Annotated in this window: 23 protein-coding genes, 2 tRNA genes and 1 pseudogene; 12 read left to right on the top strand and 14 right to left on the bottom strand. The window is 62.9% G+C overall.

What is annotated here, in order from left to right; all coding sequences use genetic code 11:
• The 6 genes and pseudogenes from B2Z70_RS13305 to aroA form a co-directional block, all read right to left on the bottom strand.
• A pseudogene (locus B2Z70_RS13305) lies at positions 1-371 on the bottom strand (tryptophan synthase subunit beta); the annotation flags it as partial.
• 100 nt (positions 372-471) lie between these two features.
• Entirely contained in the window at positions 472-1,122 is a 651-nt protein-coding gene (locus tag B2Z70_RS13310) for a phosphoribosylanthranilate isomerase (RefSeq protein ID WP_292983876.1), read from the bottom strand.
• Between the two features lie 56 nt (positions 1,123-1,178).
• On the bottom strand, positions 1,179-2,027 hold the full coding sequence (locus B2Z70_RS13315) for a putative metalloprotease CJM1_0395 family protein (RefSeq protein WP_292983878.1): 849 nt from the start codon (positions 2,025-2,027) through the stop codon (positions 1,179-1,181).
• 75 nt (positions 2,028-2,102) lie between these two features.
• A complete protein-coding gene (locus tag B2Z70_RS13320) occupies positions 2,103-2,387 on the bottom strand; it encodes an integration host factor subunit beta (protein ID WP_009802569.1) in 285 nt (94 codons plus the stop codon).
• 150 nt (positions 2,388-2,537) lie between these two features.
• Positions 2,538-4,235 carry a 30S ribosomal protein S1 gene (gene rpsA, locus B2Z70_RS13325; protein ID WP_009802570.1) on the bottom strand — a complete coding sequence of 566 codons (1,698 nt, stop codon included), beginning with the start codon at positions 4,233-4,235 and terminating at the stop codon, positions 2,538-2,540.
• Positions 4,236-4,569: 334 nt separating this feature from the next.
• Positions 4,570-5,919, bottom strand: a complete 1,350-nt coding sequence (aroA, locus tag B2Z70_RS13330) for a 3-phosphoshikimate 1-carboxyvinyltransferase (protein WP_292983881.1) — start codon at positions 5,917-5,919, stop codon at positions 4,570-4,572.
• A gap of 118 nt (positions 5,920-6,037) precedes the next feature.
• Here aroA and B2Z70_RS13335 point away from each other — a divergent pair, with 118 nt between their 5' ends.
• Both B2Z70_RS13335 and B2Z70_RS13340 read left to right on the top strand, forming a co-directional pair.
• A complete protein-coding gene (locus B2Z70_RS13335) occupies positions 6,038-6,493 on the top strand; it encodes a TIGR02300 family protein (protein ID WP_292983883.1) in 456 nt (151 codons plus the stop codon).
• 124 nt (positions 6,494-6,617) lie between these two features.
• A tRNA-Ala gene (locus B2Z70_RS13340) sits at positions 6,618-6,693 on the top strand.
• A gap of 55 nt (positions 6,694-6,748) precedes the next feature.
• Here the strand turns inward: B2Z70_RS13340 and B2Z70_RS13345 are convergent.
• A complete protein-coding gene (locus B2Z70_RS13345; protein WP_292983885.1) occupies positions 6,749-9,982 on the bottom strand; it encodes an Eco57I restriction-modification methylase domain-containing protein in 3,234 nt (1,077 codons plus the stop codon).
• 182 nt (positions 9,983-10,164) lie between these two features.
• On the opposite strand from B2Z70_RS13345, the gene B2Z70_RS13350 reads away from it, so the two are divergent.
• Together B2Z70_RS13350 and B2Z70_RS13355 are read left to right on the top strand one after the other, a co-directional pair.
• Positions 10,165-10,398: a DUF1150 family protein gene (locus B2Z70_RS13350; RefSeq protein ID WP_292983887.1), complete on the top strand. Its 234-nt coding sequence runs from the start codon at positions 10,165-10,167 to the stop codon at positions 10,396-10,398.
• Positions 10,399-10,506: 108 nt separating this feature from the next.
• The gene (locus B2Z70_RS13355; RefSeq protein ID WP_009802574.1) at positions 10,507-11,028 is read left to right on the top strand and encodes an RNA methyltransferase; all 522 of its coding nucleotides are present in this window, start codon (positions 10,507-10,509) and stop codon (positions 11,026-11,028) included.
• A 21-nt stretch (positions 11,029-11,049) separates the two neighbouring features.
• On the opposite strand, the gene B2Z70_RS13360 is transcribed toward B2Z70_RS13355, so the two are convergent.
• The 3 genes from B2Z70_RS13360 to B2Z70_RS13370 form a co-directional block, all read right to left on the bottom strand.
• Positions 11,050-12,321, bottom strand: coding sequence for a UbiH/UbiF/VisC/COQ6 family ubiquinone biosynthesis hydroxylase (locus B2Z70_RS13360; protein WP_009802575.1), 1,272 nt, complete (start codon positions 12,319-12,321; stop codon positions 11,050-11,052).
• A gap of 59 nt (positions 12,322-12,380) precedes the next feature.
• Positions 12,381-13,079 (bottom strand): cupin domain-containing protein, encoded by a 699-nt coding sequence (locus B2Z70_RS13365; RefSeq protein WP_292983890.1) that lies wholly within the window; start codon positions 13,077-13,079, stop codon positions 12,381-12,383.
• A 102-nt stretch (positions 13,080-13,181) separates the two neighbouring features.
• Entirely contained in the window at positions 13,182-13,763 is a 582-nt protein-coding gene (locus B2Z70_RS13370; RefSeq protein ID WP_292983892.1) for a sigma-70 family RNA polymerase sigma factor, read from the bottom strand.
• A 166-nt stretch (positions 13,764-13,929) separates the two neighbouring features.
• Here B2Z70_RS13370 and B2Z70_RS13375 point away from each other — a divergent pair, with 166 nt between their 5' ends.
• Complete coding sequence (locus tag B2Z70_RS13375; protein WP_292983893.1) at positions 13,930-14,439, top strand: invasion associated locus B family protein; 510 nt, start codon at positions 13,930-13,932, stop codon at positions 14,437-14,439.
• Here the strand turns inward: B2Z70_RS13375 and B2Z70_RS13380 are convergent.
• On the bottom strand, positions 14,436-15,305 hold the full coding sequence (locus tag B2Z70_RS13380) for a LysR family transcriptional regulator (protein ID WP_292983894.1): 870 nt from the start codon (positions 15,303-15,305) through the stop codon (positions 14,436-14,438). The genes B2Z70_RS13375 and B2Z70_RS13380 overlap by 4 nt on opposite strands.
• A gap of 90 nt (positions 15,306-15,395) precedes the next feature.
• Between B2Z70_RS13380 and B2Z70_RS13385 the strand changes: the two genes are divergently transcribed.
• The gene (locus B2Z70_RS13385) at positions 15,396-16,190 is read left to right on the top strand and encodes a sterol desaturase family protein (protein ID WP_292983895.1); all 795 of its coding nucleotides are present in this window, start codon (positions 15,396-15,398) and stop codon (positions 16,188-16,190) included.
• 3 nt (positions 16,191-16,193) lie between these two features.
• On the opposite strand, the gene B2Z70_RS13390 is transcribed toward B2Z70_RS13385, so the two are convergent.
• Complete coding sequence (locus B2Z70_RS13390) at positions 16,194-16,991, bottom strand: DUF6065 family protein (protein ID WP_292983896.1); 798 nt, start codon at positions 16,989-16,991, stop codon at positions 16,194-16,196.
• Positions 16,992-17,041: 50 nt separating this feature from the next.
• Here B2Z70_RS13390 and rlmN point away from each other — a divergent pair, with 50 nt between their 5' ends.
• Entirely contained in the window at positions 17,042-18,229 is a 1,188-nt protein-coding gene (gene rlmN, locus B2Z70_RS13395; protein ID WP_040612636.1) for a dual-specificity RNA methyltransferase RlmN, read from the top strand.
• Positions 18,226-19,578: an RsmB/NOP family class I SAM-dependent RNA methyltransferase gene (locus B2Z70_RS13400; RefSeq protein ID WP_292983897.1), complete on the top strand. Its 1,353-nt coding sequence runs from the start codon at positions 18,226-18,228 to the stop codon at positions 19,576-19,578. The genes rlmN and B2Z70_RS13400 overlap by 4 nt, the downstream gene beginning before the upstream one ends.
• A gap of 151 nt (positions 19,579-19,729) precedes the next feature.
• Here the strand turns inward: B2Z70_RS13400 and B2Z70_RS13405 are convergent, their stop codons facing one another.
• Positions 19,730-21,217, bottom strand: coding sequence for an NADP-dependent isocitrate dehydrogenase (locus tag B2Z70_RS13405; RefSeq protein ID WP_292983898.1), 1,488 nt, complete (start codon positions 21,215-21,217; stop codon positions 19,730-19,732).
• Between the two features lie 138 nt (positions 21,218-21,355).
• Between B2Z70_RS13405 and B2Z70_RS13410 the strand changes: the two genes are divergently transcribed.
• The gene (locus B2Z70_RS13410; RefSeq protein WP_292983899.1) at positions 21,356-22,225 is read left to right on the top strand and encodes a LysR family transcriptional regulator; all 870 of its coding nucleotides are present in this window, start codon (positions 21,356-21,358) and stop codon (positions 22,223-22,225) included.
• A 6-nt stretch (positions 22,226-22,231) separates the two neighbouring features.
• On the opposite strand, the gene B2Z70_RS13415 is transcribed toward B2Z70_RS13410, so the two are convergent.
• On the bottom strand, positions 22,232-22,912 hold the full coding sequence (locus B2Z70_RS13415; RefSeq protein WP_292983900.1) for a tellurite resistance TerB family protein: 681 nt from the start codon (positions 22,910-22,912) through the stop codon (positions 22,232-22,234).
• 189 nt (positions 22,913-23,101) lie between these two features.
• Here B2Z70_RS13415 and B2Z70_RS13420 point away from each other — a divergent pair.
• The 3 genes from B2Z70_RS13420 to B2Z70_RS13430 all read left to right on the top strand — a co-directional run bounded on the left by B2Z70_RS13420 (position 23,102) and on the right by B2Z70_RS13430 (position 25,594).
• Positions 23,102-23,191, top strand: a tRNA-Ser gene (locus B2Z70_RS13420).
• Positions 23,192-23,302: 111 nt separating this feature from the next.
• Entirely contained in the window at positions 23,303-24,139 is an 837-nt protein-coding gene (locus B2Z70_RS13425; protein ID WP_292983901.1) for a protein NO VEIN domain-containing protein, read from the top strand.
• Between the two features lie 162 nt (positions 24,140-24,301).
• The gene (locus tag B2Z70_RS13430; protein WP_292983902.1) at positions 24,302-25,594 is read left to right on the top strand and encodes a tetratricopeptide repeat protein; all 1,293 of its coding nucleotides are present in this window, start codon (positions 24,302-24,304) and stop codon (positions 25,592-25,594) included.
• Positions 25,595-25,681 lie beyond the last annotated feature (87 nt).

Raw genomic sequence — 25,681 nt, forward strand, 5'->3', positions numbered from 1 at the left:
TGCTGGCCGGCGCCGGTTTCGGCGATGATGCGGGTCTTGCCCATGCGCTTGGCCAGGAGAACCTGACCGAGGCAGTTATTGATCTTGTGCGCGCCGGTATGGTTGAGCTCGTCGCGCTTGAACCAGATCTTCGCCCCGCCAAATTCCTCGGTCAGGCGCTCGGCGAAATAGAGCGGGCTCGGACGACCCACGAAATCACGGCTGAATTCCTCGAACTCGGCGATGAAATCGGGATCGTTCTTGTAGTGCTCATACGCCTCTTCCAGCGCCAGAATGTTCGGCATCAGCGTCTCGGCCACATAGCGGCCGCCGAACTGTCCGAAACGCCCTTCAGCATCAGGCTGTTGGGAAAATGCGTTGGGTTGGGTCATGACGAAGTCTTTCACGACGACAGGGCGGTGGGGTCCACCATCCTGAAAGGGTCAGAAGGTCGGCCTCAGAGAAGCCGGTAAAGGGCGGCGGCGCAAGCCTTCAGGCTGCTTTGACGGCAGTGATGAAGGCCTTGATTTTGTCTACACATTTCACGCCCGGCGCGCTTTCAACGCCCGACACGACATCGACGCCCGGCGCCCCCGATTGCGCGATGGCGTCCGCCACGCTGTCGATGGTCAAGCCGCCAGCGAGCAGCCAGGGCTGGCCGGGATCAAAGTCTCTCAGAAGGCTGTAATCCCATGCCTGACCCAAACCGCCGGGTCGGTCGGCATGCTTGGGCGGTTTGGCGTCAAACACGAAGCCGTCCACATGGTTCTGATAGGCGCGCGCCTTTTCAAGGTCTTGTGCGGTCGAGATTCCCAAAGCCTTCCATACGCCCAGCTCGGCATAATGGCGGGCGTCGAGGCACCGCATCGGGCTCTCCCCGCCATGCAGCTGGATGTAGTCGGGCCGCATGGCGCGCAGCACTTCGCCCATCAGGGCTTCATCGGGATCGACCAGCACCGCCACCGATTTCGCAGCGCCCTTGCGAGCCGCGAGTTCGCGCATCTGCGCAAGTGAGACATGACGCGGGCTTTTGGGAAAATGGATGAAGCCCAGATAGTCCGCGCCTGCCGCCACGGCGGCGTCGACCGCCGCGATGGAATTGAGGCCGCAAATCTTGATCTGGGTATGGGATGACGCGCTCATGGAGCGGACTTAGCGCTGAAGCGCGGCGTCGCCAAGTCACAGCTGCAAAAGGCAGCCTATGCGAAGATGGCGCTGGTCTGGCGGATCGCTTGCGCCCGTGTGGTGGCGGTATAGGCGCCATTGGCCTGATTGAGCGCGGCGGGAGCAGGCTCGGCGCCGCTGAAGCCGAAGGCGGTCTGGCTCTGATCGGTGTTGGCCTCTGACGCAGGGGCCACCTCATCGCGAGGCAGCACCGAGCCCGATTGCGCCGGGTCGACGGGCTTTTCGCCGTCAAGCGCGGCCTGTCGTTCTTCGCGGTCCTGCGCGGCGAGTTCCGCGCGCGCCTGTTGAGCGGCGGCGTCGGCGGCGGCGGCGACCTTGCGGTCCTGACCTGAGGGCTCGGCCGGGGCGAGAGCGGCGGCCTTGACCACGCGCATCTTCTCGATGGTCGCCTCGGGATCGCCGGCAATGGGGCTTGAATCGATCTGGACCTCGCCGCCCACCGCGTATTGCTGACCGTCTGGTCCTTTTTGATATTCGTAAGAGGGGGCGCTGGCGTATTGGCCGCCCGCGGCCTGGTGCGCCTGTTCATGCTGGCGCACTTCCCGATCGCGCTTCTTCAGCTCTGCGACCTGCTTCTGCTCGCCTTCGGAGAGCGTCTCGCCAGACGCGGACCGGGCGGCGCCGGGCTTGTCTGACGGCTCGGCGGTGCGCGTAGCGTCCTGAGCGCCGACCTGACGGGCCTGGGCGGAGAGGGTGACGGGATCAGAGATGACGCGGCGGGACGTATCCGCCAGTGCAGCGTCGGATGCAGGTTGAGTCCGCCCGTTCGCCTGGGCGCGCAGCTCAGGCGATAGGGGCGTCGCGCCATACCCGCCCTGATAGGCAAGGTCAGCGCCGCCGGCTGTCAGCGGCGAAAGCGCCATGCATCAACTCACAGGTGCAACCTGCCGATGAGCGTGGCCGATAAATCTTAAGGTTTGGGTAACGGGGGTTAAGGCCTAGGCCTTGCCGTCGACCCGTTCACGCAATTCCTTGCCGGTCTTGAAAAAAGGCACGTGCTTTTCCTTGACCGAAACGGGCTCGCCAGTGCGCGGATTACGACCCTGGCGCGGCGGGCGGTTGCGGACGGAAAACGCGCCGAAACCGCGCAGTTCAACGCGGTCGCCACGCTCGAGCGCCTGAGTGATTTCTTCCAGCACCGTATTCACCACCCGCTCCAGATCCTTCTGGTACAGATGGGGATTTTCTTCTGCGAGCTTCTCGATGAGTTCGGATTTGATCATGGTGCGGTCCCCTTGAAGGCCGTCAGTGTAGGAACACCTGAACAGACCCGTCAATCGGTTAGCCGGGTTGCAACCCAAAAAAGAACCCCCGATGCCGGGCATCGGGGGTTCACGCTCCCTCAGACGGGGAGAAAGTTGAAGATCAGACGATTAGTCCTCGTCTTGACCTTTCAGAGCGGCGCCCAGGATATCACCCAGGGACGCGCCGGAGTCCGAAGACCCGTACTGTTCGACGGCTTCTTTCTCTTCCGCCATTTCCAGCGCCTTGATGGACACCGAAACGCGGCGAGACGCCTTGTCGATATTGGTGACGCGCGCGTCGACCTTGTCGCCGACAGCAAAACGCTCGGGGCGCTGCTCGGCGCGGTCACGCGAGATGTCGGACTTGCGGATGAAGGCCTTGACCAGGTTGTCCGGGCCGAGGGTCACTTCGATGCCGCCGGTGGTGATTTCGGTGACGGTGCAGGTCACGGTCTCGCCGCGCTTGAAGCCGCCTTCGTCCATCGGATCGCCGCCCAGTTGCTTGACGCCCAGGGAGACGCGTTCTTTCTCGACATCGACGTCCAGAACCTTGGCGCGCACGGTGTCGCCTTTCTTGTAGTCCTGGATGGCGTCTTCGCCCGAACGATCCCAGTCGAGATCGGACAGGTGAACCATGCCGTCGATTTCTTCGTCGACGCCGATGAACAGACCGAATTCGGTGATGTTCTTGACTTCGCCTTCGACTTCAGAGCCGACCGGGTGCGCTTCCGCGAAGACTTCCCACGGATTGCGCTGGGTCTGCTTGATGCCAAGCGAAACGCGACGCTTGTCCGGATCCACGTCGAGCACCATCACGTCCACTTCCTGGGAGGTGGAGACGATCTTGCCCGGATGGACGTTCTTCTTGGTCCAGCTCATCTCGGAGACGTGCACCAGGCCTTCGACGCCCGGCTCCAGCTCCACGAACGCGCCGTATTCGGCGATGTTCGTGACGCGGCCCTTGAAGACAGCGCCGTTCGGGTATTTCAGCGCCACGCCGTCCCACGGATCGGACTGCAGCTGCTTCATGCCGAGCGAGATGCGCTGGGTGTCCTTGTTGATCTTGATGATCTGCACCTGAACGGTCTGGCCAACCTCGACCACTTCGCTCGGGTGACCCACGCGCGACCAGCTCATGTCGGTGACGTGCAGCAGGCCGTCAATGCCGCCCAGATCCACGAACGCACCGTAATCGGTGATGTTCTTGACGACGCCTTCACGCACTTCGCCTTCGGCCAGCTGACCGACGAGCTCAGCGCGCTGCTCGGCGCGGGATTCTTCCAGGACAGCGCGGCGGGAGACCACGATGTTGCCGCGCGGACGGTCCATTTTCAGGATCGCGAACGGCTGTTCCTTGTTCATGAGCGGAGCCACGTCGCGCACCGGACGGATGTCCACCTGAGAGCCCGGCAGGAACGCGGATGCGCCGCCCAGATCCACGGTGAAGCCGCCTTTGACGCGGCCGACGATGGCGCCGTTGACCGGCTCTTTGGATTCGAACGTCTTCTCCAGACGGTCCCAGGCTTCTTCGCGGCGGGCTTTGTCGCGCGACAGAACCGCTTCACCCATCGCGTTCTCGATACGCTCAAGGTAGATGTCGACCTGATCGCCCAGTTTCGGGGCTTCAGAGCCGGGGCCGGTGAATTCACGCAGGGCCACGCGGCCTTCGGTTTTCAGACCGACGTCGATGACAACGGTGTCGTGCAGGACGGCAGTGACGGTGCCGCGCACCACCGTGCCTTCCATGAGGTCGCGGCCCGCAAGGGACGCTTCCAGCATTGAGGCGAAATCATCGCGGCTCGGGGCCGAGGTGTTGGTTTCAGACATGTTAGAGGATGGCTCCAGGGGTTGTCGTCGTTTCCGGCCGGCCGGTTGTGTCCGGCGGTCTTGCCGCGCGCGGCGGCTGGAAGTCTCCAAATCAGCCGCGAACGGCCGGAATACGCGTTCCAAATGAGCAGAGCGAAGCGGCAGGGCGGCGCGATCGAGCCGTAAGTCAGAACCGACGAACAAGATGAAGGCGCGCCAGGCCGCGGGACATCGCCCGCCCGGCGAATGACTGGCCTCTTCCTGTCCTCAGACGCAACAGGCCAATCGCGCGCGGACTTACCGCAAATTTACTAGGAGAGCAAGGCTTTCAGGGCTGGCTAACTGACTCCAGCCCCTAGGCGATTTCCGCGCCGAGCGCCGCCATGTGGCCAAAGAAGTCCGGATAGCTGGTGGCGATCATGCCGACATCATCCACGCTCACCGGCGCCTGCGCCCCGAGGCCCATGATCAGCGCGCTCATGGCAAGGCGATGATCATGATGGGTTTTCACCATTCCGCCGCCCGGAACGCCGTCCTGACCGCAACCGTGAACGGTCAGGGAATCCTCGCCCAGCTCGATCTCGACTCCGTTGGCTTGCAGGAGCGCGGCGCTGGCAGCCAGCCGATCACTTTCCTTGGCGCGCAATTCCGCCAGCCCCTTCATCACGGTCACCCCGTCGGCGAAGGCGGCGATGACCGAGAGGATCGGGTATTCATCGATCATGGAGGGCGCGATGGAGGCGGGAACCTCGACGCCGTGAAGGGCGCCCGAGCGGACGGTGATGTCCACCAGCTGCTCGCCGCAACGCTCGCCGGCGGGAGTCATCTCAAGGTCCGCGCCCATCATCTTCAGGACCTCGTAGAGTCCGAACCGGGCGCTGTTGGTCATCACGCCGGTGACCGTGATCTCGCTGTCGCGGGTCACCAGCGCCGCAGCCGCCGGGAAGGCCGCCGAGGACGGATCGCCGGGAATGGAGACATTCGCCGGGCTGAGCGTCCGTCCGCCGCGCACCCGGGCGATCAGGCCTGCGCCCTGGCGCTCGACGCTCAGATCGGCGCCATAGACCGGCGCCATGACCTCGGTGTGATCGCGGGTCGCGTGGGGTTCGCGCACGATGGTTTCGCCGTTCGCGCCGAGACCCGCCAGCAGGATCGCGCTTTTCACCTGGGCGGAGGCGACGGGCGGGGTGTAATCGATCGCGTTGAGGCTCGACGAACCGCGCAGCGTCACGGGCAGGCGCCCGCCATCGCTCGACTGGCTTTTCACCCCCATTCGCGACAGCGGATCGAGAACGCGCGCCATGGGGCGCGAGGACAGGCTCTCATCCCCTACAAACTCCGCGGTGAGGTCAAAGCGGCTCGCTGCACCCATCAAAAGGCGCACCCCGGTGCCGGAGTTGCCCAGATCAAGCGGTTCGGACGGGCTGGTCCACTGGCCGCGACCCGTCACGCTCCAGCGGCCAGCGCCTTCGCGCTCCACCTGCGCGCCAAGCGCAGCGACGGCTCGAGCCGTCGCCAGCACGTCTTCACTTTCCAGCAATCCCTCGATGCGGCTCTCGCCATCGGCAAGCGCAGAAAAAATGACGGCGCGATGGGAGCAGGATTTGTCAGCGGCCGCCTGCAGTCGTCCTTTCAGGGCATTGACAGGGCGGGCGGTTTTAGGCCCGCTTACGGCCTTGGACGGGGTGGGCGTGGCGTTGGACATGCAGGCTCCGCGGGCAGGCAGATGACAGAAGGCTTCAATCGGGTTTTGACAGCCGCGCCAGAACATGGCAACTGGCGCGCCGATTTGATCGCCCTTCGCTGTGAAAGGATATGGACTCGTGGCGAAAGCTGAACTTGGGACCAAGCGCGTTTGCCCGGAAACCGGCAAGAAGTTCTATGACCTGAACAAGGACCCGATCGTGTCCCCGTTCACCGGCATGGAATATCCTCTGTCGTATTTCGAGGAAGTCTCTGTCTCCACGAAGGCTCCCAAGCCTGAGAAGGAAGCAGAAGAGGATACGGACGCTGAAGCCGAAGACGAGTCCGATGAGGACGAAACCGAAGACGACGACGCCCCCGAGCTTGACGAGGAGCCGATCGATCTGGGCGGTGATGACGATGAGGACGAAGCGCCGGTCGCCAAGCGCGCAACCCCGGCGGATGATGATCTCGACGGCTTCTCCGACGATGAATCCGATCTCGATGATGATGACGATGACAGCGTCCTTCTGGACGATGACGACGATGATCTGGACGATGATATCGCTCTGGACGACGATGAGGACGACGTCTGATCGCGCGCACTGTCATTGAGGGGATCGAGTGCTGAAAAACAGGCTTGATTGCTCTCAAACGCGCGGCTAGGTTCCGCGCTCTCGAAACGGCGGGCCCCAATCCCGCCCGCTTCGCAAAGGTTTCGGGGCCATAGCTCAGTTGGGAGAGCGCTTGAATGGCATTCAAGAGGTCGGCGGTTCGATTCCGCCTGGCTCCACCAAAAAGAACCCCTGCGCTCACGCGCGGGGGTTTTTCTTGGTCTGGCACGGGTCGCCTCAGATTGCGCTTTCCAGCAGGGTGATCTCGTCCCCGGTCAGGTCAAACAGCGCATAGACGATCTGATCGATCTGGCGCTCGGCGTCCCTGATCTCCGCACTCAGGCGATGAATCTCGGCGCGGTCGCGTTTCATCCAGTCCTCCCAGTCTGACCGTTCAGCGAGCGGAATATCGCTCTTGAAGACCTTTTTCACTTCGGCCCGGAAGGCGGCGAAATCAGGCAAGTCCCACCAGGTCTTGAGTTTGGTGGTCAGCTTGGGTTCGCGATCCGGCGGACACAGATCGGCAATCCGGCGTGTGAACGCGGATTGGAGATCGAGGCGGGATTGGGCGGCTTCTTGTGCCTTTGCCGCGCAATTTGCAATTATAGTGCCTTCTTCGAGGCTAGTATTGGGTAGGGGAAGGTCCTGAATGTATTGGGATTTAGCTCTATAATACCCTCCCCGAGCTAGGGGTGTCATTGCTTTAAAGTAAAACCATATTATTTTTGAGTTTAGTATTCCAAGGTGGGTGTAAGAGCTTGACGGTATTATAAACCCAGTTGTATCGCAAATAGACCCTGTAGTATCAATTTGCATTGACGGACAGGAAATAATGTCTCCATACATAATTTTGGGATTTGAGAATTTCTCATAGTATGAACATGCTCTCAGCTCCCACCAAAAGTCACCTTGATCTGTTCGGCGGCGCGCTCGATCTTCGAATTTAACCAGCCAATCTGATATTGCAGGGTAATGCTGACTAAGTCTTGAGAATGCGAGATCTTCATCCAGGTCACCAAATTGTGATTTAGTCCACCCCTTGGGAAACAAAATTAGCCATTTTTGAGATTCTGAAGAGTGCCATCGTTTCAGATTCTTACCTTCTAGGAAGGGTTTGAACATCTCTTCAGAATTGGGATCTTTGCGGCATATTTCCTGTTTCTTGCTTTCATCAATAACAAAAGCGGGATTCAAGCCAGTTTTTATACCGTATAAGGGCTTCCCATATACCTCTTTCAGGGTCTTGCGCCCCTTGCGGATCTTGTCGCGAAGGGCGCGCAAGGCGGGGTTTTCCAGTTCCCACGAGCCGCAGCCGAGCGCGGATTGCGGATAATCGCCCGCCGCTTGTTCCCAGCTGGCGGCGAAATTGGTTTGCGGCAGGGCGTCCAGCTTCCAGAAGCGCAATTCATGCCCTTTGGGCGCGGCGCCGCGTTTGAGCGTCAGGATGGCGGGGTAGGTGGTGACGCCTTCAAACACCTGAAGATCGCCAAAATCCACCACGCTTTCAATTGTGGCCTCTTTCAGCAGATAGTCACGCAAGGGCCTGCCCGAGCCGGTCTTGAAGAAGGTATTGGACGAGATATAGCCCAGCCGCCCACCGGGCTTGAGCAGGCGCAAGCCGCGTTCATAGAAATAGCAATACAGGTCTGCCCGGTCGGCGACCACTTCGTAGCGCTTTTCCAGATAAGGCTTGAGCGGCTTCAGGAATTCCATGCGCACATAGGGCGGATTGCCCAGCACCACATCGAACCCGCCTTCTTCAAAGACCTGGGGGAAGGCGCTTTCCCAGCTGAAGGCGTGATCGAGATAGGCGAAATTGCTGTCCTCGATCAGGCTGTCGCCAACGCGAATGCTGGGCGAGAGGCTGTCGAGCACCTTGCCGCGTCGGGCGGTCTTGATCCACAGCGACAGCTTGGTGATCTCGACGCTTTCCTCGTTCACATCCACGCCGAACAGGTTCTGGGTCAGGATCTCGCTATCAGGCACGTAATCGAGCAGGTCGCCGAAATGCTCGGTATGGGGCAACAGATCCCTGATCTTGTCGTTCACCCGCGTCAGCTCGGCCTTCATGAAATCGAACGCCATAATCAGGAAGACGCCGGAGCCGCAGGCCGGATCGACAATGCGCAGTGTTCTCAGGCGCTCGCGATAGGCTTGCCAGGCTTCAAGTTCGGCCGTCTTGCGCTTCCACTTGATCGCTTCATAGTCGGTGACATCCACGCCTTTCAGGGCGTGGGCGCGCAAAATGTCCTCGAAAATCTCTTTCAGATGCACGCCCAGCGTCTGGGCGACGATAAAGCGCGCCACATAATCTGGCGTATAGACCACGCCATCGCGCTTGCGCCGGCCTGTTGTGCCGCTGGTGCGCTCTTGCTCGACCTCCTCGCCGCGGGCGATCGCCTGCAGGCGCTCCACATCGGCGATGGATTGCTCGAAAATGTGACCCAGCACGGTAACGGAGACTTCAGAGGCGAAATCGTATTCGCCCAGCGTCTTGAAGCCTTCACAGATGTCATCGGGCAGATTGAGGGCGTCAATCGCCGCATCCTCGCGAAATAGGCCGCCATTATAGCGCGGAATGTTCAGCTCCGTGCTGCCTTGGTCGATAGCGCGGAAGAGGCCCTTGAAATTGTCCCAAACCGGGCGCGGATTGTAGGGGTCACGGGCGATGAAGGCGTTTTCAAGCGTGTTGTTGGGCAACAGCCCGGTGTCTTCAGCGAAGGCGATGAAGAGGACGCGGTCGAGGATCTTCTGGGCCAGGGCGATGGCGTCGAGCGGGGCGATCTCGGTATTGGCGAATTGCACCGCGTTCAGAAGCTGAAGGCGGAGCGTCTTATAGTCCTGATAGAGGTTGTCGGTGATGTCCTTGTCTTCGCGCCGACTGTCCTGCAGCAGGGATGCGGTGCGTCCAGATAGCAGTGTCTCTGCGGACAGGAGCAGTCTGAAGCGGGCGTATTCGACTGGGTCTTTAAGCTGATCGAGACGGAAGCTTTCATAGGCGCTGGCGCCTTCCCCGAAGCCATAGAGCCGTAACTCGACCATGTTGGAGACCAGCACCCATTTCACGCCCCGGGCGTTCATGGCGTATTCCCACGCCTGCTGGACCGGGCTCTTGTTGCGCCCGGGCATGATCGCGTCGAGATCGGTGGTGTCCGCGCCCTTCAGCTCGAACGGCGCCAGGATTTCAGGCGCCTCGCCGCCGAAATGGCCCAGGGCCAGATCGACGCTGCCGCGCAGAATGGTTTGCTCTGAAGAGACGGTGTAGCGCGCCCCGGCCGCCGGTCCCTCATAGCCCAGCACACCCTGAATGATCTTGTTGGTAAACTCACCATGCAGCGCGACTTCCTTGAGCCGCTTGACGCGACCGGACTGAATCAGTTGCGCCCATTCTTCCAGCAGTGTGAGGTGGTCGGAGGGAATGGCCTCGGGTTTGAGGTGTCGGGCAAGCGTTTTTTTGTTGAACAGATTCATGACGGCTTTCAGAGCGTTACGTCCGGATCAGCTCACTTGAAACGAGTCTGGTGTGCACGTGCAAGTCTTATCGCGCGTATGATGCGGCATCATAGCGTGCTCCGCCAGACCGGCGCATGCCTTGAACGTTCTGATAAGAAAACCCATGTGATAGTCCAACAAAGCAATGCATGGGGCGTTGGATGGATACCGAAACCGAACTGATGCTGGACACGACGCCGACGGTGTATGTGCGCACCATCGACGCGACCGAAATCATGGAGCAGGCGGCGAACGCCGGGGTCAAACTCGATTCCGACGCGACGCTCTACGCCATCCATGACGAGAACGGTCAGCGCATGGCTGTGTTCTCGGACCGTGAAGCGGCGTTCGCCGCCGCGCGCGACCATGGCGCCGAGCCGGTGAGCGTGCACTAGCCTTCAATCCTGACAGGATGACGCAAGACGCCCCCTGCGCTGCAGGGGGCGTTTTCGTGTGCGCTTGGTGGTTTGCCACAGACGACGGGCGCGGCTAAACGCAAATCCATGAGAGGTTATTTCGCAGTCGGCGTCGAAGGCATTTCCAAGGCGCGCAATCTGGGCGCGGTCATGCGCACGGCGCACGCCTTTGGCGGCAGCTTCGTGTTCACCGTGGGCGCGGCCAATCGCGCGCGCGAGATGTTCCAGACCGACACCGCCAAGACCACCGAGAACCTGCCCTATTACGACTGGGAGACGGTGGACGACATGGCCTTGCCGCGCGGCTGCCAGATTGTCGGTGTGGAATTGACCGATGATGCGGTGGAATTGCCGAGCTTTCGGCATCCGCGCATGGCGGCCTATGTACTGGGCAAGGAGCGCGGCGATCTCAGCCCGGAAATGCTCGAGCGCTGCGCGCATGTGGTGAAGATCCCCACGAAATTCTGTGTGAACCTGTCCGTTGCGGCCGCGATTGCGCTCTATGATCGCACATTGTGTCTTGGGGGCTATCCCGAGCGCCCGGTGATGCCGGGCGGCCCGCTCGAAGACAAACAGCATGTCTGGGGCGCGCCCAAGAAGCGCACCTGAGCCTCTGACGCTCTCGATCCTCTACAGGTGCAGGCTGTCCCCGCGCAGGAGCGCTGGCAGATCGCCCACCTCGCCGCCCGCGGTGCGCATGAAGAAGCGTCGGGCGACCGGAATCTGGTCGACAATCGACAGGCCCAGCCCGCGTGCGGTGCGGATCAGGCTGTGATCGTTGGAGAATAGCAGCGTGAACAGGTGCGAGCCCAGCCCGACGGCGGCTGAATCCGTCCGCCGCCAGCGTTCATAGCGTTGCAGGGTGGCGGGCGCGCCCAGATCCAGCCCGGCGCGCTTGGCGTCCACCAGCACATCGGCCAGCACCGCTGCGTCACGGACCCCGAGATTGAAGCCCTGGCCCGCAATGGGGTGGATGCCGCGCGCGGCGTCCCCCACCAGAGCCAGCCGATCATCAGTGAAGCGTTCGGAGAATTTCAGCGTCAGCGGATAGGTCCAGCGCGGGCTGACCGGCTTCACCCAGCCCAGAAAATCGCCAAAACGCGCTTCCAGCGCTTCCTGGAAACCTTCGTCGTCCATGTCCTTAAGCGCATCCGCCGCCTTGGGCTTCTCGCACCAGACCAGGCTTGAGCGATTGTTGGGCAAGGGCAGGATGGCGAACGGGCCGGTGGGCATGAAGAATTCATACGCCACGCCCTCATGGCTGAACTCATGCTCGACGGTCAGTACCACGGCTTTCTGGTTATAGGCGTGATCGACGGTGCGCACGCCCGCCTGTCGTCGCAGACCGGACTGGCGCCCCTCACAGGCCACGATGAGCGGCGCTTCGAGAACCTTGCCGCTTTCGAGCACCAGCCGGTTCCTGCCCGGCGTCGCATCGGGTTGCATATGGCGGGCGCGTTCTGGCGCAAGAACCGTCAGGCCCGCCTCGTCAGCCGCCTTGGCCAGCGCCACGCGCGTCCAGCGGTTCTCGGCCATGTAGCCCAGCGCCTCGCCGTCATCCTCGGGCGAGATCTCGCGGCGATCAAAATGCAGCTGGTCATGGCCCGGCCCACCGGGCTTCAAACCGTCATAGGGGCGGCCATCAACGACCAGTATGTCTTCGATTGGCTGCACGTGTTCGCGCAGATGCTGGCCGGCGCCCACCGCGTCGAGCATGCGCATGGAGGTGTAGGCGAGCGCCGAGGAGCGCCCGTCAAATTCGGGCGTGACGTGCTGGGACAGCTCCATCGCGTCCACGACAGCCACAGCCAGCCCGGCTTTGTGCAGGGCCAGCGCCAGGGTGAGTCCGGCGAGCCCGCCGCCGGAAATCACCACATCGCCAGAGAAGATCGGTTTGCTCATGGGGGACAAGATAACAACGCCCCCGCCGAAAGAAAGCGGCGCGGCGCCGCAGGCCGCGCCTAGCGGCTCAGCGCCCGCTGGATCCAGCCCAGAGCGCCCGTGAAGGCCAGAGGGCCATCGGTGACGGCGAGCACGATGCAGACCTCGCCTTCATCGGCGACAGGTTTGTGGATCGTGTCGGGATTGGCCATGCACACCTCGCCCGGGCCATAGCTGGCGCGGCCATCGGAGAAGCCGCCGGTCAGCACGAGCGTGAATTCGGTGCAGTCATGGCCGTGATGAGGAACGCCGCGGCCCGGCTCGATACGGATCAGTTCGGCCTTGGCGCCGTCCTCATTGAGCAGGGTCATGTTGCGTACGCCAGGGCCTGCGAAGGACCAGCCGCCCTGGTCGAGGGCCAGGTCGCGCACCGGGTCGGGCAGGTTCAGCAATTCCTCGATCGCCTGGCCGGCCTTGCTTGCGGCGTTGCGAGAGCGTTCGGAGCCCGCCCTTGAGTCAAAGCGCGCCGGACCGGCTTCGCCCAGCCCTGCTTCCTCGCTATCGATCACGTCAAACAGGGTGGCCAGCGCGTCGGGCATCATCGAGGCCGGCGTTTCCTGTTCCAGCAATACGCCCGCCATGGTTTCCACGACGTCGCGCGCCTGCGCCACATCCGCGTTCACCGCGGCCTGGGCGTCCAGCAGCAGGCGCATCGGAGCCGACAGGGCGCCCGAAGCGTATGCGGTATAAATTTCGTCACCCAGCGGATGGTTTGTCATGGTCGTTTCTGGTCGTCGTCTGCTACAGCGTCGCGGATATTGATCAGTTTTGCCTGATATCAAGTCTGCGGGCCATATTTCTTCTCAAGCGTTCAGTTTTGTTTACAGGGTGTCGGAATCCAGCACCCGTCTGAGTTTGTCGAACGCCAGCCTGAGCCTTGATTTCACGGTGCCCAGCGGCATGCCGAGCTGGTCGGCGATGTCGCGATGGGACAGCCCGTCAAAGAAGGCCAGCCGCAGCAGCGCCACCTGCTCGTCCGGCAATTCCAGCATGGCGGCGCGCACCCGATCATCGCGATCGCTGGCGTGCACGGCGTCGTCAGGGGCCTCGATCTCCGGCGGGCGAAGGCTCGGATCCTCGCCGTCGAGGGCGGGTTTGTTGGCCTGTCGCGCGGCGTCGATGCGCCGGTTGCGGGCGATGCGGAAGATCCAGGTGGAGGCGGACGCCTGGTCGGGATCAAACTGGCTGGCCTTGCGCCAGACGGTCAGCATGATCTCCTGGGTCAGCTCCTCGGCCAGGCTGTCATGGGCGTTGAGCCGCAACAGATAGGCCTTCACCCGGGGCGCATAGAAATTGAACAGCGCCGCAAACGCCTGTCGGTCCCGCTGCGCGGTGGCCAGAACCAGCGAATTCAGGGTCGTGCGGTCCGGCGTTGCGCCGGAAGAAAAGGGGGCGTCAGGCAAGTTTCACCCTTGAAGCTCTTTGCAGATCACTCTCACATCCGCACTCATGACGATCAAGCCACATCCTGCCTTGAAACCGCCGTCTCAGACCGCTTTAAACAGGGACGCGGATCTGCGCCAGCAGATCTGCCAGCGCCAAACCGCTTAAACTGAATGGAAATTCGCCATGCGCGTGCTTTTAGCCAGCCTGTGTCTGTCCCTGACGAGCCTGACGCCCGCTCTGGCGCAGGACGCCTCCGAGCCTGAATTCCAGGGCGCGCATCGCGACTGGCGCGTGTTCACACGCGGCGAAGGCGAGGCGAAGGTCTGCTATGCGCTGAGCCGGCCGCAGGAAGCGCTGCCGAGCAATGTCGATCATGGCGACGTGTTCTTCCTGGTGGCGAGCTGGGCCAGCGGGGCGGCGGACAACCAGCCCAGCTTCCTGGCCGGGTATCCGCTGCGTCCTGACAGCCCGCCGCGCGTGCGGGTCGGCTCGGATCGCTTCCAGATGTTCGTGTCCGAGCAGGAAGGCTTCCTCGAGGAGACAGGCGAGGAATCCCAGCTGGTGCGGGCCATGCGGCGCGGGTCCGACATGCGGGTTGAAGCGACCAGCAATCGCGGCACCGCCACCGCCTACACCTTTTCGCTGCTGGGCGTGACCGCGGCGCTGGAGCAAGTGGACGATCTCTGCGGCTAGGCGCGTCGCGCCGCCGCTTCAAAACAGTCAAACAGATGATCGCGCGCTGTGCTTTGCGGGGCGTTGGCGCGATAGATCAATGCGGGACGCAGGCGCAGGCCGCTCGGCGCGTCGGGCAACGGGACCAGCCCGTGCTCGGCCATCAGCCGGTCCATGACCGAGTGCGGCGCCGCCAGGATATGGTCAGACGCCGCGCACGCCAGCGCCAGCACGGTGTAATCGTCGCAGACCAGACCCGGCCGTTCCCCGCCCCAGGGCAGGGGCTGGCGGGCCAGACGGTCCGGCGGGGTGGCCGTCGCCAGCGGAAACCGCTCCGGCGGGGCGCTCGCAAGGGCCGGGTGGCCGGGGCGCACCAGGGCTGCGACGCCTTCTTCGGGCAGGGCGTGGACCCTCAGAGCGGGATCGTGCTCGGCTTCACCCATATCCGCCGCCACCAGATCAAGCGCTCCGCGCCGCACCTGGTCGAGAAGCGCGTTCGCGGCTCCGGCGCGAATGGTCAGCTGTACGGTGCGGCCTGCACGGTAGAAGCGGGCGACCGCCTCGGGGAGCAGGCGATAGGTGACGCTGGGGCCGGCCCCGACGCTGAGCACGCCATCCTCACCGCTGCGCCAACGCTCTGCTTCGGATTTGAGGTCCTCCGCCTGTTGCAGCAGCGCGCGTGCGCGCGGCAGCAGGGCTTCTCCCATGCGGGTCAGCACCAGCTTGCGCCCGGCGCGTTCAAACAGTGCGCCGCCCAGATCCGCTTCCAGCTGGGCGAGAGACTTGGTCGCTGCAGGCTGGCTGACATGCAGCCGTTTGGCGGCGGCGGTCAGCGTGCCGGCGTCAGCAGAGGCGACAAAGAGGCGGGCCGTCCGAAGGCTTAGCATGGGTTATAATCCATGGTTATGTCATCATGTAAAACTTGTATTGGAAGTTATGGCAAGCCTCGCCCAATCTGGGGCTGGGAGGCGACCGTCATGATCAATGAGAAAATCCTGGTTCCGGCCATTTTTGCGGCTTTCATCCTGCTGGAAGCGGTGACGGGGAGGTTCTTCCAGAAGGAGAAGGGCTCGACGCGGGATGTGGTGATCGAGGTCTCATCCTCGCTGACAATCGTGCTGATCACCGTGCCGCTGATCTTCGCGGTCGCGCCCTTGCTGGTCGAGGCGGTTCGCCCCGGATCAGAGGATGCGCTGGCCTTTCTGCCCTGGTGGGCGATGCTCGGCATCCTGCTCGTGGCTGACGACATGACCCAGTACTGGTGGCATCGCGCCAGCCACACCTTTCCTGTGCTCTACAATCTGCACCGGGCGCATCATTCGGGCGGCTATCTGTCGATCCGCACCGCCTATCGCAACAACCTGTTCTATTACCTGTTCATGCCGGGTCTGTGGCTGGCCGCCATCCTCGTGCATCTGGGCTTCTATCCGGTCTATGCCGTGTATCTCGTCGTGAAGATGACGGTGATATTCGGCGCGCATTCCGCCTGGCGCTGGGATGAGGCGCTCTACAGGGTTCCGGCTTTCACACCGGTGATGTGGGTGCTTGAGCGCACCATCTCCACGCCCGCCACCCACAGCGCCCATCATGGTCTGCACAAGGAAGACGGCGTCACTCATTACAAGGGCAATTACGGCAATCTGCTGTTCTTTTGGGATGTGCTGTTCGGCACCGCGAAGATCACCCGCCGCTATCCCGAGACCTATGGCATTGAAGGCGTGGAGCCGGTCAGCGCCGGGCGTGAACTGCTCTGGCCCCTGGTGCGCAAATAGGGGCTAGCGAGTCTTTGGTGCGGCCTTGGTGAAGGGTTTGACGCGCAGCTTGGTCTTGTGGCTGGGTGCGCCCTTGCCGCCATCGGGCATCAGGCCGCGATAATAGCCCTTTTGCCATTTTTCCTCAGCGGCGTCGGCGTCGTTCTCCCGCAGGCGACCGGCGAAATCGGCGCGGCTCAGTCGCCATGTCTCCATCGCCTGCGCGGTTTTCGGATCAGACTGGATGGGGCGGATCTCGGGCGTGATCTTGTCAAATAGATCGCGCCGGACCGGGAAGATATGCGCAATGGCTTCATCGGCCTCAAAGCGCAACTCGCCGGGGCGGGTGAAGCGCCAGTTCATGGTGAAGCTGTAGGGACTCCAGTCGGTCTCGATCACGCCGGACAGGGGCGCTATGCCGTCCTTGACCGCGTTGACCGGGCCCTGGACCCAGATGTTCCAGCCGGGCGGGGTGCGCAGCAGGAACCCCATCTCGAAGGTCAGGATTCCGGAGCCGAAATTGCTCATCGGTCTGGCGGGGGCCTGCCCGGACGCTGCGTCGGGGTGAATGCTCACATCCTCGACCCGATCTCCGCCGGTCCAGCGAGCGGTGAAGCCGGACGGGGTGAAGACCTCCCAGCCATGCTGGTTCCCGATCACCAGTGGCAGGCAGCGATAGGCATGGCTCTCGGGCGTGTCGTCCATCCAGGAGCGACGCGATGAGGCGGGACGAACAGGCGGGTCAAAGGCGGTCAGCGGATGGCAAATCAGTTTCATGGCGGGCATGAGACCGACCGCGTGCGGCGGACGCAACCCCGCCATGCGTTCTCGCCCCTCGAACTTTGTTCAGTTTTCCATTATATGACGCCGCCATGAACGCACCTTTGAAAACCCTCGACCTGTCCTTTTCCAACCGGCCGGAAACGACCGGTCCCATCGCCCTTGTCGGCATGACGCGTCCGCAATTGCGTGACGCGCTCGTCGAGCATGGCCTTGTGGACGAGAAGAAAGCCAAGATGCGCGCCGAACAGCTCTGGCGCTGGATCTATCATTACGGCGTCACTGAGTTTGATCAGATGACGAACGTCTCCAAGGATCTGCGCCAGCAGCTGGAGGCGAAGTTCACCCTTGCCCGCCCGGAAATCACCGAGCGTCAGGTCAGCGTGGACGGCACCCGCAAATACCTCATCCGCATGGCGTCGGGTGTTGAGGTCGAGACGGTCTTCATTCCCGCCGTGGCGCGGTCGGGCGCGCTGTGCGTGTCCTCCCAGGTGGGCTGCACGCTCAACTGCACCTTCTGCCATACCGGCACCCAGCCGCTGGTGCGCAACCTGACCGCCGCCGAGATCGTCGCCCAGGTGATGATCGCGCGCGATGATCTTGGCGAATGGCCGACCTCCAACGAGGACCGCCAGATCACCAATATCGTCTTCATGGGCATGGGCGAGCCGCTCTACAATCTCGACCATGTGTCGGATTCGATCGATGTGATCTCCGATCATGAAGGCATCGGCATTGGCCGTCGCCGCACCACGGTGTCGACCTCGGGCGTCGTGCCGAAAATCCCCGAACTCGGCGAGCGCACCCGCTCCATGCTGGCGATCAGCCTGCACGCCACCAATGATGAATTGCGCAACGAGCTGGTGCCGCTGAACAAGAAATACCCTATCGCCGAGCTGATGGACGCGATCCGGGCCTATCCGGACCTGTCCAACTCCAAGCGCGTGACGTTCGAATATGTGATGCTGAAGGGCGTGAACGATAGCCTCGCCGAGGCGCGGGCGCTCGTGAAACTGCTCAAGGGCATTCCGGCCAAGATCAACCTCATCCCGTTCAATCCCTGGCCGGGCAGCCCCTATGAGTGCTCGGACTGGGATCAGATCGAGGCCTTCGCCGATGTGGTGAACCGGGCGGGATACGCCAGCCCGATCCGTACGCCGCGCGGCCGGGATATCTTTGCGGCCTGCGGTCAGCTGAAAAGCGAAAGCCAGAAGATCCGCGCCAGCGAACGCCGGCGTCTGGAACGTGAGGCGGAAGCGGCGCAAGAGGATCAGGCGTGAACCGGCAGCAGGACCGCCGCCAGCCGCGCAGATCTGGACCCGAGCCCAAATCCTCCACCAAGAACCTGATGCCTCGCGCGGTTGCGCTGGGCGCCGTCGAGGGCGTGCTCGCCAAGGCCGTGCCGCTCGATGGGGCCTTGGCCGGGCGACCCGAATGGAAGCGGATGGAGCCGCGGGACCGCGCCTTTGCGCGCGCCATCGCCTCCGCCGTCATTCGTCGTCCCATCGCGCTCGACGCGGCCCTGATGCAGGTGCTCGACAAGCCCTTGCCGGATGAAGAGGTGAAAGCCCATCTCATCCTGCGCTGCGGCGCGGCGGAACGCCTGATCCTCGACACCCCAGCGCATGCGGCCGTGGACGCCTGGGTCAGCCTGATGGCGCAGGATCGCCACACCGCGCGTTTCAAGAATCTCGCCAACGCCGTGCTGCGCCGGGTGGTTGATCAGGGGAAGGATGCCTTCCTTGATTCCGATCCGCTTGAGGACCTGCCTGACTGGCTGGCCGAGCGCTGGGTGGAGACCTATGGCGAGCCCACCGCGCGCGCCATCGCTATCGCACGCTCTGTCCCGCCGACGCTCGACCTGACCGCCAAGCCGGGGTTTGACACCCAGAGCTTCGCCGAGGAGATCGGCGCCAGCGTGCTGGAAACCGGGACCATCCGCCGCCCGGACATTGGCGCGGTCGATGGCCTGCCCGGTTTTGAAAACGGGGACTGGTGGGTTCAGGACGCCGCCGCTGCGCTGCCCGCGAAACTGCTGGGCGTGAAAGCGGGCGAGACAGTCGCTGATCTCTGCGCCGCGCCGGGTGGCAAGACCTTGCAGCTCGCTGCGACCGGCGCATCCGTGATTGCGGTCGACGCCTCGCCCAAGCGCCTGAAACGCCTGGAAGACAATCTCGAACGCACAAAGCTCAAGGCCGAGATTGTCGCCGCGGATGTGGCTGACTGGACGGCGCCCGAACCGCTGGACGCCATCCTGCTCGACGCGCCGTGTTCTGCGACCGGTACGCTGCGCCGTCGCCCGGATGCAGCCTGGGCCAAGCAGCCCGGCGACATCGCCAATCTTGCGGACATTCAGCGCCGACTGCTGGATGCGAGCTTCAATCAGCTCAAACCGGGCGGCCGCCTCGTCTACTGCACCTGTTCGCTGGAGCGCGAAGAGGGGGAAGACCAGATCGAGGCCTTCCTCTCGCGCACGCCGGACGCGCGCCTTGATCCGGTGACGGCGGACGAATTGCCGGGACTCAAGGCTGCGATCACGCCAGACGGCGCCGTGCGCACCCGCCCGGATTTGTGGTCCGAACGTGGCGGCCTGGACGGGTTCTACATTGCCCGGATCGTGAAGGGGTAGGGCGCTCCCGCCTTTCCCATTCCTCTGATTTCAAACTGAAAAACCCCGGCCTGGCATGGCGCCGGGCCGGGGTTCTTTCAGGCTGACATGTGTATCGCTGGCGGAGCTTCCGGGTGCTGGAGGCAGGCCCGGGAGTCCAACACGTTCAGCCCTACTGGCCCTGACCGAGCGAATAGCCGGGCTTGCCGTCAAACTCGTAGAGTTGCTCGGTCTTCACGAAATCAATGCCGGCGGCCTCGATGCGGCCCAGAAGGTCGACCACATCGGCGTTCTTGCTGACGGCCCCGCTCATGAAGCGGCAGCGCCAATGGTCGGTCTTGAAGGTTTCCGGCAAACCGTTCGGCCAGACCTTCACGCCACGATTGGTGATCATCTTCAGGCTCAGGGATGCATCGCCCGCTGCGGCGTTCAGCGCGCCGGCGAGTTCATCGGGGTTCTGGGTCGGCATGTCGACGAAGACATCCACGCCCACCAGGGTCTTGGTCTGGCGCTCACGGCGCTTGTAGGGCGCGATCTCGACGCCGCCAGCATCCGCATTATAGCGCACCGGGGTGAAGGTGCTCGGCTCCTGACCCAGACGGGCGATGACGGCGTCGGCAAAGGCGTCGGTGCCCACTTGTTCCTTCGTCATGTCTTCAGACGCGATATCGACGGTGTGAACGCCGTCCTCCAGCGTCTTGAGCCAGGCATTGTGGATTTTCTCCGCAACATCGGCCTGACCGATATGCACCAGCATCTGCACGCCGGCCAGCAGCAGGCCGGACGGGTTGGCGATGCCCTGACCGGCAATCATCGGGGCGGAGCCGTGAATGGCTTCGAACATGGCGCAATGCTCGCCAATATTGGCCGAGCCGCCCAGGCCGACCGAGCCGGTGATCTCGGCGGCGACGTCAGAGATGATGTCGCCATACAGGTTCGAGGTGACGATCACGTCGAACTGTTCGGGCGCGTCAGCGAGCTTGGCGGTGCCGATATCGATGATCCAGTGATCGGTCTTGATGTCGGGATACTCCTTGGCGATCTCGTCAAAGACCTCATGGAACAGACCATCGGTCAGCTTCATGATGTTGTCCTTGGACAGGCAGGTCACCTTCTTGCGGCCATTGGCGCGGGCGTAATCAAACGCATAGCGCACGATCCGCTCGCAGCCCGGACGCGAGATCAGCTTCAGGCACTGCACCACTTCATCGGTCTGGCGGTGTTCGATGCCGGCATAGAGGTCTTCCTCGTTCTCGCGCACGATCACCACATCCATGTCCGGATGGCGCGTCGCGACGAACGGGGAGAGCGCCGCACAGGGGCGCACATTGGCGAACAGGCCCAGCGATTTGCGCACGGTCACATTGAGCGATTTGAAGCCGCCGCCCTGGGGCGTGGTGATCGGCGCCTTGTAGAAGACCTTGGTGCGGCGCAGGGAGTCCCAGGCGCTGTCCTCGATCCCCGCGCTCACACCCTTCAGATAGACCTGCTCGCCAATTTCGATCGGCTCCGGCGCCAGCGCCGCGCCCGCGGCGTTGAGCACCTTCAGGCTGGCCTTCATGATTTCCGGACCGATGCCGTCGCCATAGGCCACGGTGATCGGGGTCGGGGTGCGGGTCGCCGTAGCGGCGGACTTGGAGGCGGAGACGTGGACGTTCATGCGGGTTTCCTCATTCCAGCGTGAGACTTTGCAAACCGGCGCCGGGTGGACGAAGCCGGGATGAGGGCTGTTTAGCCGCATGCAGCCAGATTTGAAAAATTGATTGTCATGCGTCCATGCATTTGAAAAACTCATCCAATGCAAACTGACCGTCTCGACCTTGATCTGTTGCGCGCCTTCGTGGCGGTGGCCCAGTCCCAGAGCTTCACCCGGGCGGGGGAGCTGCTCTTTCGCAGCCAGTCCGCCATCTCGCTACAGATCAGGAAACTCGAACAGATCACGGGCGAGCGCCTGTTCAGCCGCACCGCGCGGCGCGTGACGCTGACGCCGGCGGGCGAGCGGCTGATGGGCTATGCCGAACGCATGCTGGCGCTGCATGACGAGGCGCTCTCGGCGTTTCGCGATGGCGGCGCGCGCGGCACGGTGCGCCTGGGCACGCCCGAAGACATCGCGACGGCGCACCTGCCCAAGGCGCTGGCGGAATTTTCCCGCGCCCATCCGGGCATCCAGCTCGAGGTGACCTGCGACCTGACGCTGAACCTGATGAAGATGTATCACGCCGGCCGGCTTGATGTGGCGCTGGTGAAACGTGAGCCCAGCGCCGCTGTGGATGGTCAGCGCGTCTGGTCAGAGCCACTCGTCTGGGTGGGGGCGAATGACGGCGTGTTTGAAACAGGCGGCGTGACTGCTCTCGTGGTCAGTCCCGAACCCTGCGTCTATCGCAAGCGAGCCGTGGAAGCGCTGGGCAAGGCCGGCGGCCGCGCCCGAGCCGCCTATGTGTGCGGCTCGCTCGCCGGTGCGCTGGCGGCCGTGCGCGCCGGTCTTGGCGTGGCGGTATTGCCGCGGGACTTTGCGCCCGATGATCTCGCCATTGATGAGGGCCAGCGCATGCCGCCGCTTGCGGATGCCGAGGCGGTGCTGCTGACCGCGGCTGACGCCGGGCTTGCCGCCCGACGCCTCGCCGATCATCTGGCGCACGCGCTGGAGGACGAACCGGCGCGGTTCTAGAGCGCTTTAGGCCGTCTGGGCGTCCGCCGCCTTGTGAATCTCATTCACGAGGTCTGCATCAAGATTGAGCCGCGCCGCCAGCATCTGCAGATAGGCCTGTTCGGCGGGCGTATCGATCTCGATGGCCACAAGGGACGCGGCGTAGATTTCCGCGGCGTGTTCGGGCGTGTCGGCAGCGTCCACCACGGCGTTGATGTCGAGCGGGGCGGAGAGTTCGTCAAACACGAAGGCCTTGTCCTCGGCGCTCAGATCCATGGCGTTCAGGCGCGCAAAGATGGCGTCCTTCTCCTCGGCGTCGACCTTGCCGTCGGCCTTGGCGGCCGCGATCATCGCGCGGACGAGCGCCTTGCCCAGCTGATCGACCGCAGCCTCATCCGTCGGGGCGGGCAGGAAGGCGGAGTTGTCCGGCGCGGGGGTGAAAGCGGCGTCCTGGGGAGCGGCCGCAGACGGAGCGGCGCCCTGACCCTGCTTGTTCTGCTGGGATTTCTGCCAGGCATGGTAGGCGATCCCGCCAATGGCGGCGACCGCGCCATACTTGGCGGCCGTGCCCATCATCTTGCGCCCTTTCTTGCCCATCAGCATGGACGCGGCGAAGCCGGCGGCCAGTCCGCCGCCGCCCGCCAGCGCCGTGCGCTGGGCGTTGGGGTCAGTCTGAAGGGCGGTGATGATCTTGTTCACGTCAAACATGGCGGACCTTTCAAGAAGAGGCTGGCGCAGCGCAGAGCCAAACGTCCGTCTGGGCGCGGATGGATGGGTCAGAAGCACTTGGGAATACGGCAATTCCAGCGCAAGAACCCGTTACCGCTTTTTCACGCACATGGAGCAGCCCTCCGCGCTTGACTGCCGCCTCTGATTGGGTACTTTCCGCCGCCTTACGGTGAGGTGGCCGAGTGGTCGAAGGCGCACGCCTGGAACGCGTGTAGGCGGGCAACCGTCTCGTGGGTTCGAATCCCACCCTCACCGCCATACTTCTTTTGACGACGTCAAGACAGGTCCCTTTCCGGGGCCTTTTTCTTTGCGCCGACTTTCCCCGATGCAGGTGATGACAAATGAATTTCAGCACCTTAGCCTGGCGTCATGTCAAACAGGCCTTGGGATGATCGAGAGAACGACCTGATCGTCGCAGACTATTTCGCGATGTTGTATCGTGACCTTTCAGGGCAGGCTTACAACAAGGCGGAGCATCGGCGCGCCTTAATGCGAAAGCTCGAAAACAGATCGGAAGGATCTGTCGAGTTCAAGCACCAGAATATAAGCGCTGTCCTTAAAGGACTCGGCGAGGACTGGATTCAAGGCTACAAGCCAGCGTTCAATTTCCAGATGTCGCTTGTTGATGCTGTGGTCTGGTGGCTGTCAGAGAATCCATCCTGGCTGGAGCGTCACACGTATTCTCGTCCACTGATGGGCATGGCTGAAGAAGCGCCGCTTTGGATTGGCCCCCCGCCGACTTTGTCAAATGAGCCGCCGCCCCAAGAGCTTGACCAGATGCTTCAAATTGCGCGGAAGTTTGACATTGCTGAGCGCGATGAGCGTAACCGGGCCCTTGGTCGATCTGGTGAAGAGCGTGTCTTCTTTAATGAGCGATCGGTTCTGAAGTCTGCCGGTCGTGATGACCTGGCGCGTCAAGTGCGATGGGTGTCGCGAGACGAGGGCGATGGCGCCGGGTACGATATCGCGAGCTTCACACTGAGCGGGCAAGAGCGACTTATCGAGGTGAAGACGACGAATGGCTGGGAGCGTACGCCATTCTACATCACACGGAATGAGTTGGCTGTTGCGGACGCGCGGAGATCAGAGTGGTGTCTGCTGCGCCTATGGAACTTCTCTCGCGAGCCGAAGGCGTTTGAATTGTATCCACCTCTGGATGCCCACGTTTCGCTGACAGCGACATCATTTCAGGCGAGTTTTCATTGATCTAAGGAACTTCTCTCTCTCCCTGAGGCGCTGAAGTATTACCTTTGAAATCAATTTTCTGATTGATCTCCTTTGTGATTTCCCTGCCGCCCCCTGAACAGGGGAGGCGCGGGGGATGCGTGCCGGTCTAGCCTCCCCGCTCTGCTGAGATGGGAGGCTCACATGTTCCGATTCCTGATCGTTCTCGGTCTGCTCTGGGGGGCGGGCGCTGCGGCCGAGGCCCGGCAATCGCAATCCGAAGCGGGGTGCCGCGCCAATGACGCTGAAGCCTGCTTCTATACCGGGGCGGAATATGCGCAGGGCATGGGCGTGCCCGAGAACAAGCAACGCGCGGTCGAGTTCTTCCTGCGCGCCTGCGATCTGGGCGTGCCTGACGGATGCAACACGGCGGGCGTTCTGGTGAGCCGGGGCGACGGCAATGTGGCGCGCAATGTGATCCGCGGCGTCGAGTATATGGAGCGCGCTTGTGCGATGGGACATGCGGACGGCTGCAGCAATGGTCTGGGCCATCGGATCAGCACATCGTCTGAGGCGGGCAATCTCAACCGGGTCCTGCCGACCGCCCGCGCCGGCTGTGAGGCCGGGGTGGAGAATGCGTGCCTGTGGGGGCTGGACTGGGCCTATGACGGCAATGAGGGGCAGTTCATTCGGCTCATCAACATGGATGAGGCGGCCTGGTTCGCCGAGCAGTCGTGCGACCGGTATCGCGACATCAAGGGCTGCGACGTGGCGGCGCGGCTGTACGCCAACCCTGAATTCCCGACCTTCGACGCCGAGAAGGGCATGCGCTATTCGCTGATCCGCTGTGACGAGCAGAATTCATCCGGAGACTGCCGGAATGTGGCGGCGGTCTATGTCCTGATCGAGGAGCATCAGCTGGGCGCGCGGTACTATGAGCGCGCCTGTTCGCTGGGGCATGAATTCTCCTGCGGCATGGCGCAGGAATGGCGGACCTATTTTGCCGAGGTCGCCGAGTATGAAGCCCGTCAGGCCGCACAGGCGGCGGAGGTGAACGCCGCCTTGTCCCAGGGCCGGTATGGCGATGCGGTGTCTGTTGCAATCAATTCGGCGCGGTCCCAGGACCTGGCTCAGCGCGCCATTCTGGCGGCGCGCAATGCGGGACGTATGGGAGATGTGGCGACCAATGATCTGTACGCCGCCGCCCTGTGGTTTTCCTCGGGGCCGGTGCGGCAGGCTGCGGATGCGGAGATGGCTGCGCGCGGCACGGGACTGGAAGGGACGTTCGGGACCGGAACCAACACAGCGGGCGCTGCAGACGCCCGATGGCGTGAACTCTATGGTTCCAGCGCCCCCTCCTACAGCTCAAGCGCGTCCAGTGTGACGCCGCCCAGCGTGGCGAGCGCTGCGGAGATTTCCGCCGCCACGCGGGATCGTTATCGCTATGCGCATTGCGTGATGAGCGGTAGCAATACAAGCGCATCGGTCTGCCAATAGGCGGATTACGCGCGGCCTGCGACCCTCGCGCCGATTACGGCGCAAGTGACGATCGGGGACGCTCGTCATGGGCAAGCAGGTCGCGCG

Source organism: Oceanicaulis sp. UBA6590 (assembly GCF_002433705.1).
Classification (GTDB): Bacteria; Pseudomonadota; Alphaproteobacteria; order Caulobacterales; family Maricaulaceae; genus Oceanicaulis.